The organism is Ignavibacteriota bacterium, from assembly GCA_016708125.1.
Lineage (GTDB): Bacteria > Bacteroidota > Ignavibacteria > Ignavibacteriales > Melioribacteraceae.
This window is the reverse complement of sequence record JADJGF010000001.1, coordinates 4,365,424-4,378,657: the sequence shown is the minus strand read 5'-3', so window position 1 is coordinate 4,378,657 and position 13,234 is coordinate 4,365,424. Positions and strand designations below refer to the sequence as shown.

Sequence of the window (13,234 nt, the reverse complement as noted above, 5' to 3'; positions counted from 1 at the left end):
TTCAAATAGTTTGATTGTATTTTGAAATCTGAAATTGATAACTTAATCTTTATAATATTTACAATGGAAAAAGAAAAAAAAATAAAAAAAACAATATCGAAGAATAGTTTATCTAAAAGTGAATTAAAAAAATACATTTTAAAAAAAATAGATAAACTTAGTTGGGAGATGGGTGAAAAGAAATATAATTATCGTGAAAATCTGCATGATAGATAAAATATTTTTTGATACGAATCTTATTGTTTATATGTTTGATAAAAGTGAATCTGTAAAGAGAGAAAAAGTAAAGGATTTATTAAATCAGTTTTTTGGAAAAGCAAGACTCATAATAAGTACTCAAGTCGTAAACGAATTTTTAAATGTTTCACTTAAATATGTTGAAAATTCTTTAACGGAAAAAAAAGCTTTAGATAAAATAGATTTTCTAAATGAATTATTTGAAATTGTATCTTTGGATTTAGGTACAATAGTTGTTGCTTTAAATATTAAGAATAAGTATAAATTTTCTTATTGGGATTCTTTAATTATTGCTTCTGCTATTGAAAATGAATGTAATTTACTTTTCACTGAAGATTTAAATCACGATCAAATTATCAATTCTAAATTACTGATAAAAAATCCCTTACTTTAAATTTGTTATGAAAAAAGTTTTACTATTGTTATTTATTTTATTTACGTCGATTATTTATCCCCAATCAAATCAGCAAATCTTAAATAAAGTTGCCGATGATGATAATTCCAAATTTACAAATGTTGGGAATATTGGCTTAACTATAACAAACTTTGGAACTTACGGTCACGGTTTTAGTCTTTGGCCAGAACAGCCTTCTTGCGAATACCCAATAGGAAGCGGAATTGAACATATTTTTGACGGCGGGCTTTGGATCGGCGGATTTTTAAGTGATGAAAATGGAAATAATAAATTAGGTCCTTTTGTTACAACCGGTGCAGTTGATGCGTCATCAGTTTCTGCACGCGGTGGCGGTTTTGAATTTACAAACAATCAAGGAAGTGTTGTAAGAGAAAGATCATCATTGTTGGATTCAAAATTCTTCGATCCAAAAGCTATTTCTCATCAAGATTTTGTTATGGATTTTGTCGATACAAACACAAACTTAAGCAATGGAGAATTAATTGTTGATCATCGTCCGTTGGGAATTAGCATTCACCAAGAAACTTATGCATGGAATTTCCCATTTGCAGATTTTTTTGTAATTCTAAATTATTGGATAAAAAATACATCAAATAAATATTTGGATAGTTTACATGTTGGACTTTGGACAGACACAGTTGTAAGAAATACAAATATCACTTCGCCAAGAACCGGAAGCGCTTTTTTTAATAAAGGCGGAAACGGATATAGTGATTCGTTAAAAATTGCTTACGAATTTGACGCAACCGGGGATGTTGGATTTACAGATAGTTATGTTGGAATACAATTTCTTGGAGCTGATAAAGAAATTGATAGAGTAAATTTTGTAAACTGGCAATTCAGAAATACAACAGATCCAAATTATTTTGCACCACAAAATGATGTTCAACGATTTCAAAAAATGTTGGGTTATTACGGCGGTTTAAATAGATTCGGCGAAAATGAAGCAATAAAACCGGATGCTATAAAATCTGCAAGTAATAGATCAATGTTAATTGCAACCGGAATTAAAAATTCACTTGCTCCAAAAGATTCTGTAAACGTAACTTTTGCAATTGTTGCGGCAAAAAAAACCGGCAATGATTTGCCTTCTTTCGATACCGATGAACAGAAATCAGATTTTTATTTAAATGCAAGCTGGGCTTTGCGTGCTTATAACGGTGAAGATAAAAATGCTAATGGAGTTTTGGATCCCGATGAAGATTTAGACGGCAATGGAAAAATCACAAGATATATTTTACCAGCTCCGCCAACCCCACCTAAAGTAAAAGTAATTCCGCAGAATCAATCTGTAACAATTTATTGGGATAAAAGATCAGAGCAATCAATTGATCCGATCTCTGCAAAAAAAGATTTTGAAGGATACAGAATTTATAGAACAAATCCTGGTTATGATTTAACCGAATCTCAAGATATTAATTCCTCGTTAATTATGGTTGCTGAATTTGATAGTTCTATTAATGAAATCGGTTTCAACTCCGGATTTGATTTTATTGAATTAGAATCTCCAATTACATTTGAAGGTGATAATACGGAATATTGGTATAAATTTGAAATCGAAAATCAGTTAAACGGCTGGCAATATATTTATTCTGTTACGGCATTTGATCAAGGTGATAAAGAAAATAATTTGGAAAGTTTGGAAAGCGGACCTTTGGCAAATATGCAGAAAGTTATTCCGGGAACACCATCAACAGAAGATGAAAATGTTGAAATTGGTGTTTACCCGAATCCATATTATGGTGAAGCTTACTGGGATGGAAATTCAGAAAGATTAAGAAAAATTTATTTTTATAATTTACCTCAAGAATGTGAAATAATTATTTATACACTTTCCGGTGATATTGTAAAAAAAATATATCATAATCAGCAATGTAATGGTTCGGATTTGAGATGGTTTGAAACTTTTTCAAAAGATGGAAAACAGCAAATGTCGGGTGGGGAACATGCTTGGGATTTAATAACAGAAAACGATCAAGCAATTGCAACTGGATTATATATTTTTACTGTGAAAAATGAAAAAAACGGAAATATAAAACGCGGAAAATTTTTAATAATAAAATAGAGGAACGAAATGAAAATTAGAAACATACTTTTTTTTCTAATACTAATATCTCAGCATTTATTTTCGCAGAGTTATCCAAATGTGACCATTAGAGATATTCAATTTGCCTCTATTGACTCTCTTAATTTATATGGAGATTCAAATAGAGAACCTTTACCACAATATATAGGTGATACAGTTATAGTTACTGGAGTAGTGATGCACCCTCCTTATGAAGGTGTAAATCCAGATAGTATTGCTACATTACATTCAGGTGCTCCTTCATTTTATTTTCAAGATGAAAGTAATCCGGAATGGGGAGGAATTCTGGTTAGAGATGTTGAAGGTTCATCAAGTTTTGCATTATTAGATTCAGGTTTAGTAGTTAATTTAACAGGTGTTGTTGGAGAATTTAATACTACAACTCAGTTAAACATTTTTGGATTTGAAGCATCAAATATTGTTGGACAAGTAGAAAGACCAAAACCAGTATTATTAACGCTAGACTCTCTTGTTCAAATTGGAACTGGATATCCCAAATATGCTGCAGAAAAATGGGAGGGTGTATACGTTGAATTTAGAGACCTTCTTACAACTGATGCTATAAGTATTGGATATAATTCATTTGGTATTTTTGATGAACATAACTCTATTATTGTTGTTGGAAATAACTCAGATTTTTTTAGACGCACACCGGCTCCAATTTCTGGAACAAAAGTAGATTTTATTCGAGGTTTTATTGAAACAAGAAATAATATTACTGGAGGTTGGTTTATGATTAATCCAATTTACTCAGATGATATTAAATATGGTGATGTTAGTCCTCCTAACATTAGTGATATTATCCGAAATAAAGTTGAAGTCAAATATGGTGACAATGTTAATATTTCAGCAAAAGTTATTGATTCAGACTTTACAGCAGATGTAAAAGTAGTTAAACTTTTCTACAGTGTAAATGAATCCCCTTTTGATTCTCTTGAAATGAATATTGTTAGTCCAACTGATTCAATTTGGGAGGCAACTATCCCTTCACAGAATGACTCTTCATTAGTAAAGTTTTATATAAAAGCAACAGATATGGATAATGCAGTTTCGACTAACCCATTTAATATTGATAGAAGTTATTTTTATATGGTTTTAGATAGACCACTTACGGTTAGTGATATTCAGTATTCACCATTCGGAAGCGGATATAGTGGTTATAATGGATATGAAGTTACAGTTAGCGGACAAGTATCTGCTGACACGACTGATATTCAAGGTGATGGTGCAAATATAGGCCGGCAAGTTTATATACAAGGATATGAAAATGGACCATGGAGCGGAATTCAAATTTTTGGAGTTGAAGCTGAAGAAGCACCAAGAAATGAACATGTATTTGTAACTGGAATTGTAAATGAAAGTTTCGGAGTTACAAGAATCGGTACTTTGGATATTGGTGCAAAAGTGGGATATTCATTAGCAGATTGGTTTCCACCAATTTATCCGGAAGTAGAATTAATTTCAACAGCGAATATTGGCTCATCAAGTGATGGTTCACTACCGGCAGAATCTTATGAAGGAGTTTTGGTGAAAATTAATAATGTAACTGTTGTTGATGCAAACGCCGATGGCATTACTGATGGACCGGATGAAGGAAGCGGCGGCAGCAGAAATTTTGGCGAAATTTATATTACAGATACATCAAATGTTCAAATGAGATTAGAGCTTCAAGACGGAACACATGACTATCATAATATGTGGGATTCAGCATTGGAAGGAAAAGGAATTAAAATTGAAGCCGGACATACGTTTGAAAGCATTACCGGAATTTTATTTTATTCATTTAGCAATTATAAACTTGTTCCAAGGAAAAATGATGATTTCGTAGGACACGTAACAAATATTAGTCAAGAAAAAGTTGTACCAGAAGTTTATAGTTTATCACAAAATTATCCAAATCCGTTTAACCCTAGCACCATAATTAATTATTCAATTCCAAATGTTGCTTCGAGTTTTAGCTCGAGGGTAACTTTGAAAATTTACGATGTGCTTGGCAGAGAAATAAAAACGTTAATTAACAAAGTTCATACTCCCGGAAATTATGAAGTTAAATTTGATGCCGGATATTTATCAACCGGGATTTATTTCTATACTTTAAAATCCGGTGATTTTTATCAAACAAAAAAAATGATGTTAATAAAATAATTGAATATGTAGAGACGTAACATTTTGCGTCTCTACAAAAAAAACGAAATTGAAAAAAAAATTACTAAAATATTTTATATTGTTTCTTATTGTTGCAATTTCAAGTTGTAATGAAACACTAAATGATAATCCGGTTGAAAATCAATCGCCGGAAACTCATTTATTTATTTACACAAATTCAGAAATAAGTCAGCAAAAAAGTAAACTCCAAGTTCATTGGTGGGGCGATGATAAAGACGGATTAATAATTGGTTATATTTTTAAATGGGAAGGAATAAATCAAACTTGGAATTTTACAACTTCCAATGATTCTACATTTGCGCTCCCAATCGGTACCGTAGATACATTTTATGTATTTTATATTTCCGCAATTGATAATTCCGGCAATGGAATTTATGATAATGAAATTATTTTTAACAATTCTAATATTGGCTCAGAACCTTTTACAGATTTAAATGGAAATAATATTTATGATAATGGCGAACCGTTTATTGATTTTGGATTAATTGATGAAACTCCCGCAGCGCAAAAATTCCCAATTAAAAATTCACCGCCGGAAATTACATGGAATGATTTAAGTGTTCTTCCGGAAATTTCGTTTCCAGCTATGACAATTGGATGGAACGCATTTGATCTTGACGGAAATGAGACAATTACTGAAATTCATCTTGCACTAAATGATACAAACAATTTTGTTTCGTTAAATGGTTCAACGCGATTAATCTCTCTAATTGTTGATGATATAAATTCCACAATTCCCAAAATGAATATTTTTATAAATGCCGATGAAAATAAATTGCAATCGCAAAAACTTCAAAATTTGCAATTGGATAATTTTAATAGATTGTACATTCGCGGTGTTGATGTAAGCGGATCAAAATCCAAATTTTTACCTTTGCCAGATACAAGCAGAACTTGGTTTGTTTCAAAACCAAAAGGGGATTTATTAATTCTTGATGATTTTATTGGCGGAACTCAAGCTGCAGAATTCTATAGAAACAATTTTAACATTTTTGCAGATGGAAAATTTAACGAACTTGATTTGGAAAATATTTCGTTTCCTTATGAAGCAATAACATTCAAAAATACTTTAAATCTTTTCAAATATATATTTTGGTATTCCGGTTCAAATCCGAGAATTGATTTAGCAAATTTAGTAACGCAAAATTATTTACAGAATGGTGGAAAAATTGCCTTCTCAATGACGTTTCAAGATTCATCGGATAATTTTGAATTTTCAACACAAATTGCTCAAACGTTTTTACCAATAGAAAGTTTTGATAGTAAAAAAACTTTATCTTTTATGTTTGCTGGTGCAAATATTTTACCTTCAACGGAATTTGAAAATTATCCAACCTTAAAAACCCAATCCACAATTGGCTTTGTAAGAACTTTTAAAGTAAGTGAAATTACTGCATCCAAAGTTTATGATTTGACAAGCAGTCAAATTAACGGAAGTATTGGTTTGATAAATCATACCAAAAATTTATTTTTTATCGGACTTCCACTTCATCAATGTGATGCAAATGGAAATGTTGGAAATTTACTCAATCATATTTTTGTAAATGAGTTTGGATTGAATTAATGAAGAAAATTTTAATAATATTTTTATTATTTCAATCAATAATTTCTGCTCAAAACACCGGAAAGATTCAAGGGAAAGTAATTGATAAAAATTTAAAAGATGCTTTGCCCGGCGTAAATATTATAATTGAAGGAACATATTACGGCGCAGCAACTGATTACAATGGAAATTTTGTAATTGAAAAAATCACTCCCGGAAAATATACAGTTAAAGCAACATTAATTGGTTTTAAGCAAATGGTTTTTACCGGAATTGAAGTTCTATCAAATAAAACAACATTGCTTGATATCAATATGGAAGAAACTGTTTTAACAATGGAACAAGATGTTGTTGTAGTTGGAGAAAAACCTTTGGTTGATGCGGAAGAAACACAAAGTGTAAAATCAATAGGAAGAGATGAAATTGAAGTTGCAGTAATTGAAAATGTTAAAGATATTGTTACTCAGCAAGCTGGTGTTGTTCAATCTGATAATGCAATTCATATCCGCGGAGGTAGATCTTATGAAAATGCATTTTTGTTGGATGGTGTTTCCATTCAAGACCCATTAGCTGGAACCGGATTTGGTTTGCAATTAAGCGCCAATGCAATTGAAGAAGTTGAAGTTATTACCGGCGGATTTAATGCAGAATTTGGTCAAGCGACTTCCGGAGTTATAAATGTTAAGACTCGTGAAGGCGGAGAAAAATATTCTGGAACAATTTCATATAAGCGTGATAATTTTGGAAATAAATCATCTTCTCATGTTTTTAACTTGGATGTAGCAGAAGCAAATTTTAGCGGACCTGAACCAATAACAACTTTTTTACTTCCACAATTAGGATTGCAAATTCCTGGAAAACTTTCTTTCTTCGCAAATTTTTATATGGGAATTAGCGATGGAATTACTCAAGGTTATTATAAACCAACAGCATCACAAATTTATTCTTCAACATTTCACGGAACAAAATTTTCTCCGCGTGCGGAAAATAATTGGTTCTGGCTCGGCAAATTAACTTATGCAATTTCGCCAACTATGAAATTAGATTATTCGTATAATCAATCGGTAAGTATAAATCAAAATTCTCAATCGTTGCAATCCAATTTAGAGTATGTTGAACCAAGCCCGGGTTATCAATATGAGTTTCAATATAATTTAGATAATGCAAATGTTTTTACTCACAATAATACTTTCAACTCTGTTACTTGGACTCACACATTAAACTCAAGTACTTTCTATACTATGAAGATTAATAAATTTTTCTCCAACTTAAGAGCAGATGCAAACGGTAAGAATTGGAGTGTATATATTGAGCCGAAAGATATCGTAACTTTTCCGATTGAATATTATAATTTGGATACTGATACGATTGGCGTAATTCCCGGTGATGGATTTTGGGATGTAGGAAATCCTTATACTTGGCGTGATCATTACATTGATGAATTTTCTTTTAAAGGTGATGTTACAAGTTTTTTTGATGAGAAAAATAAATTTAAAGCCGGCTTCGATTTAATTTTTCAAGAAATGCAAGTGATTGATATTTACAAACCTTGGATCGGCGAACTTGGATTAAACAATGATATTTACAAAGTTCATCCGGCAAAAGGATCATTCTATGCTCAAGATAATATAAATTTCAGCGGAATGATTTTAAATTTCGGAATGCGATTAGATTATTGGTTCCCTGGAAAATATGTTGATGATGCAATTGAAAATCCGGATGTTATTACAATTCCAGATGAAACAAGAATAAAATATAAAGAAGATACTTTTAAGTGGTTTAACGGAAATAGATTCAAAGCAAGGCTAAGTCCGCGCTTGGGAATTTCACATCCGGTAACTGATAATCAAGTTTTATTTTTTTCATACGGACATTTCAGCAAATGGCCGAATCCAAAATATATTTATGCAAAACTTAGTCCAACAAATGCGCAGTCATCATTTCAAACTTTTGGAAATCCAAATTTAAATCCGGAAACGACTGTTGCATATGAGCTTGGATTAAAAAATCAATTTTCTACAGATGACGTTTTAACAGTTACAGCTTACTACAAAGATATTTTTGATTATGTGAGAACGCGAACTGCAAAAATTACATCGCCTAGATTTGCAACTCAATCCTTTACAACTTATGCAAATTTGGATTATGCAAAATCGCGCGGCGTTGAATTAGAGTATAAAAAAAGAATTGGGAAATGGTTTAACGGAATGTTGTCATTGTCTTACGCAATTATTACCGGCAAAAGTTCATCGGCTGAAGAAGGAGTTTTAATTTTACGCGGCGATTTGGATGAATCAATTAAAGAACAATTTATGTCTTGGGATAGACCTTTTACTTTCAACGGAAGTATGAATTTTTACATAGAAAAGGATGAACCGTTATTTGGTTTTGCTTCTGGAATTTTAGATGATATAAATATTTATTTCAGATTATTTTATCAATCCGGGAAACGATATACCGAATATATTTTTACCGGAAATTATGATACTGATAGCAGACCGGAATATGCTTATGACAGAACAAATATTTTAGAATCAGTAGGTGATAATTGGTTTTGGGTCGATATGAATATAGAAAAATATTTTAAATTTTATGGATTAAATTTTTCAGTATTTACAGAAGTAAATAATTTATTTGATATTGAAAATTCTGCAATTGTAAATCCAGTAACCGGAAAAGCTTATGAAATTGGTGATGCAACTCCGTCAACTTGGAATGATCCCAATTATCCGGATTTGCAAGCACCGTTAAATCCATATCCGTATAATCCGGCAAGATATTTAACAAGAAGAAATATAAAGTTTGGAGTTAGTCTAAAGTTTTAAATAACAAAAAACAAAAGACAAATAACAAATAAATTTCAATGAACAATATTCAAAATATAAAACCAAAATATGATCTTGAAGAAAGAACATTTGAGTTTGCGAAATCTGTAAGAATTTTAATTAAAACTCTTCCAAAGACAATTGCGAATGGCGAAGATTCTAAGCAAGTTATTAGATCTTCCGGTTCTGTTGGTGCAAATTATATTGAAGCAAATGAATCATTAGGTAAGAAAGATTTTTTACTGAAAGTTCAAATAAGCAGAAAAGAAGCAAAAGAAAGTGGTTATTGGCTGCGTTTAATTGATGAAACAAATGAGTTGGAAAATAAAAATGAAATTAAAAAACTTATTCAAGAATCAGTTGAATTAACAAAAATATTTTCTGCAATTATTGAAAAGTCTCAATAAATGTATTTTAAATTTTGTGTTTTTGAGTTTGAAAATTATTTGAAATTTGGTTTTTGCTTTTTTTTGAATTTGAAATTTGAGTTCTAAAATTTGTTATTTGTCGTTTGTTTGTAATTTGACTTTTGTTTTTTGAGTTTTATAAAAAAATTTATGAATAAAATATTTACAATATTTTTACTAATATTTCTCTCAGTTGTAGAATTGAATGCTCAACTTTTCCCAACTTTGGGTGGACAGCGAGCCGGAATTTCTACAGCGCAATTTCTTAAAATTGGAGTTGGCGGAAGAGCTACGGCAATGGGCGATGCATTTGTAGCAATTGCAAATGATGTTTCTTCGCTTTATTGGAATCCAGCGGGATTGGTTTTATCAGAAAAAAATGAAATAATGTTTTCTCACAATAATTGGATTGTAGATATTGGACATGAATTTCTTGGCGCAAATTATCATTTATCAACAAATGATGCAGTAGGAATTTCGTTAACATCTCTTCATATGGAAGATATGAAAGTTACAACGGAAGTTAATCCGTTTGGAACCGGCGAATATTTTTCTTTTGGTGACTTTGCAGTTTCTGCAACTTATTCAAGAAAGATGACCGAACAATTCAGCTTTGGTGCAACAATTAGGTATTTTGAAGAAACTTTAGATAAATTAAAAATGCGCGGAGTTTTAGTAGATTTAGGAACTTTTTATTACACTGGTTTAGGTTCAACAAGATTTGCAGTTACAATTACAAATTTTGGAAATGAATTAGCTCCGGATGGAAAAGTAATTTTATTCGGCGGAAGAAAAAAAGAGCAATGGCAGTCGTTTTCTCCTCCTACAATGTTTAGAATTGGTTTTGCTTTAGAACCTTATCAAAATGAAAATCATAGAATTACAACTTCAATTCAGCTTAATCATCCAAATGACAATAGTGAAAATGTATCAACCGGAATTGAGTATTCGTGGCATGAAATGTTTTTTATACGTGGTGGTTATAAAATTAATGTTGATGAACAAGATCTTTCATTTGGTGCGGGCGTAAATATGAATAATGATTTTGCTGATTTTACTCTGGATTATTCATTTGTAAATTTTGAACGACTTGGTTCAGCTCACAGATTTTCAATTATTCTTGGTTTGTAAAACAAAATGTTAAATAAAAAAATCATATCGATATTAAAATTTTCTGCAATTATTGGATTGATAATCTTTGCATTTTCTTGCACAGATAAATTTGATATTAACGATTTAAATATTTCCAAAACTGATAATGGCGGCAATTTTGGAGATACACTTTATATTCAGCAATTTCCAAATTGGATCGGTTTTAATAATCCGCAAGACATGATTATTGGAAAAGATTTATTCATTTATGTCGCCGATACTGATAATAATAAAATTGTTATGCTTGATATTTCCGGACAAATTTTGGGTGAAATAAATATTAAAAAACCAATTGCAATTGCGCAAGATTACAAACTTAATTTATTTGTTGTTGCAGAGTTTGATACTTTAATTAATAATCAAAATTTGACTTTTAGCGCATTATATAAAATTGATTTGGTTGAAACCGGTCATATTTTATCAAACACAAAATTGGAAAGAATTCTTCCTCAAAATCCAAGTATTGATCCTTTTGCATTTAACAGAAGTGATAGATTTTACACCGGAGTTTGCACTTTTTATGATAACTCAGTTTATGTTTCAAGGAAAGGTCCGTCAAATTCAAATCCAGTTGATAGAGACAATACAATAATTAGAGTAAGATTTCTAAATAACGGTACAATTTCATTATTTAAAATTCCGGGCTTGGAACCGGAAGGAACCGGAATTTTATCTGCAAATCAAATTAGTTCACTTACTTCATTTAATTCAAAAAGTGCGGATGTTATTCTAACTTTAGTCGGAAATAATAGTTTTAAAGTTCAGTGGCTGGAATTTATTTCTAATTCAGATTTTGAAGGATATCTTTCAAAACTGAGTGCGTTTTCTTGCGATTTAATGAGTGTAAATAAATTTGGTAAACCGGAAGATATTGCTTTGGATGAATCAAATAATATTTATGTTGCTGATGCAGAAAAAGATAGTGTTTTCAAATTCAATACATTTGGTGATGAATTAGAATCTTTTGGCGGAACTGAAATTATGTCATCGCCGCATGCCGTTGCACATTATGATAGAACTTTATACATATTGGATACGGGTAATAACAGAATTTTACGATTTATTCTTTCAACTGAAATTGATTAAATGAAAAAAAATAAATTTAACATTTTACTTTTTGTATTTTTTTCGCATTCTATTATTTTCGCTCAAGATACTTTCCGAGTAATGACATATAATATTTTAAATTATCCAAGCAAAATTTCTTCAACACGAAATCCGTATTTCAAGAAAATTATTAATGAAATAAAGCCGGATATTTTAGTCGTACAAGAAATGGAAAGTGCTGCCGGTGTTGAATTATTTCTAAATGAAGTTTTAGATTCGAATTATACAGCCGGAGAATTTGTCAACGGTTACGATACCGATAATGCACTTTTTTATAAAGATTCAGTTTTTAATTTTATTGATAATGAACCAATTTCCACCGCTTTAAGAAATATTTCCAAACTTATTTTTGTTCATAAAAATACGAATGATACATTAATTATTTTTTCTGCCCACTTAAAAGCAAGTGATTCGGAAACAGATCGACAAAAACGATTGGAAGAAGTGAAAATTTTAAGAGAAGTTACAGATAAATTTTCTCCAGGTAAAAATTATTTGTTAGTCGGGGATTTGAATATTTATTATTCTACAGAGCCAGCATTTCAAGAATTAATTGAAAAAACAAATTCCGGATATTTTTTAGATCCGATAAATCAAATTGGTTATTGGCATAATAATTCAACTTACAGAGGAATTCATACGCAATCAACAAGATTAGCAAATCTTTCAGATGAAGGCTCAACCGGTGGAATTGATGATAGATTTGATATGATTCTTGCTTCACAATCAATTATTGATACTGGGGGAATTACATACATTCCTAACACTTACATATCTTTTGGAAATGACGGAAATCATTTTAACAAAGCAATCAGCGAATTGCCTAATGCCTCGGTTTCAGATGAAATTGCCACAGCACTTTATTATTCATCGGATCATCTTCCGGTTTTTGCCGATTTTAAAGTTGAACCTCTTACTTCAATTAAATCTGATATTAAAATTGTAAATCAATTTGTGTTAATTCAGAATTATCCAAATCCGTTTAATGCGAGTACAACAATTAAATATTCAATTGGTACCGTAGAGACCCAAAATTTTGCGTCTCTACAACTAAGGGTTTATGATGTTCTTGGAAGGGAAATAAAAACTTTAGTCAATAAAATTCAATTGCCCGGAAATTATGAAATTAATTTTAATGCAGAAAATCTAACAACGGGGATTTATTTTTGCGTTATGCAAATAAATAACAAAATTTCTGTAAAAAAAATGACATTATTAAAATAGTTTAAAAGTAATAAATTGAAAAATAATTCAATAATCCCTAACTTTACAAATTGTTTTATTACATAAAGGAGA

Annotated in this window: 10 protein-coding genes; all 10 read left to right on the top strand. The window is 30.7% G+C overall.

The features are described 5' to 3' along the window. The first annotated feature begins 21 nt into the window (after positions 1-21). The 10 genes from IPH62_18750 (at position 22) to IPH62_18705 (ending at position 13,162) form a co-directional block, all read left to right on the top strand. Positions 22-216: a hypothetical protein gene (locus tag IPH62_18750; GenBank protein ID MBK7107318.1), complete on the top strand. Its 195-nt coding sequence runs from the start codon at positions 22-24 to the stop codon at positions 214-216. Continuing rightward, entirely contained in the window at positions 206-631 is a 426-nt protein-coding gene (locus tag IPH62_18745) for a PIN domain-containing protein (protein ID MBK7107317.1), read from the top strand. Before IPH62_18750 ends, IPH62_18745 begins: the two co-directional genes overlap by 11 nt. Before the next feature lie 7 nt (positions 632-638). Continuing rightward, a complete protein-coding gene (locus IPH62_18740; protein ID MBK7107316.1) occupies positions 639-2,717 on the top strand; it encodes a hypothetical protein in 2,079 nt (692 codons plus the stop codon). A 9-nt stretch (positions 2,718-2,726) separates the two neighbouring features. Continuing rightward, the gene (locus IPH62_18735; protein MBK7107315.1) at positions 2,727-4,883 is read left to right on the top strand and encodes a T9SS type A sorting domain-containing protein; all 2,157 of its coding nucleotides are present in this window, start codon (positions 2,727-2,729) and stop codon (positions 4,881-4,883) included. 49 nt (positions 4,884-4,932) lie between these two features. Next, the gene (locus IPH62_18730; GenBank protein ID MBK7107314.1) at positions 4,933-6,468 is read left to right on the top strand and encodes a hypothetical protein; all 1,536 of its coding nucleotides are present in this window, start codon (positions 4,933-4,935) and stop codon (positions 6,466-6,468) included. After that, positions 6,468-9,272: a TonB-dependent receptor gene (locus IPH62_18725; protein ID MBK7107313.1), complete on the top strand. Its 2,805-nt coding sequence runs from the start codon at positions 6,468-6,470 to the stop codon at positions 9,270-9,272. The genes IPH62_18730 and IPH62_18725 overlap by 1 nt, the downstream gene beginning before the upstream one ends. Positions 9,273-9,310: 38 nt before the next feature. Next, entirely contained in the window at positions 9,311-9,679 is a 369-nt protein-coding gene (locus IPH62_18720) for a four helix bundle protein (GenBank protein MBK7107312.1), read from the top strand. A 150-nt stretch (positions 9,680-9,829) separates the two neighbouring features. After that, entirely contained in the window at positions 9,830-10,810 is a 981-nt protein-coding gene (locus IPH62_18715; GenBank protein MBK7107311.1) for a PorV/PorQ family protein, read from the top strand. 6 nt (positions 10,811-10,816) lie between these two features. After that, on the top strand, positions 10,817-11,917 hold the full coding sequence (locus tag IPH62_18710) for a hypothetical protein (GenBank protein ID MBK7107310.1): 1,101 nt from the start codon (positions 10,817-10,819) through the stop codon (positions 11,915-11,917). Next, complete coding sequence (locus IPH62_18705) at positions 11,918-13,162, top strand: T9SS type A sorting domain-containing protein (GenBank protein ID MBK7107309.1); 1,245 nt, start codon at positions 11,918-11,920, stop codon at positions 13,160-13,162. Positions 13,163-13,234 lie beyond the last annotated feature (72 nt).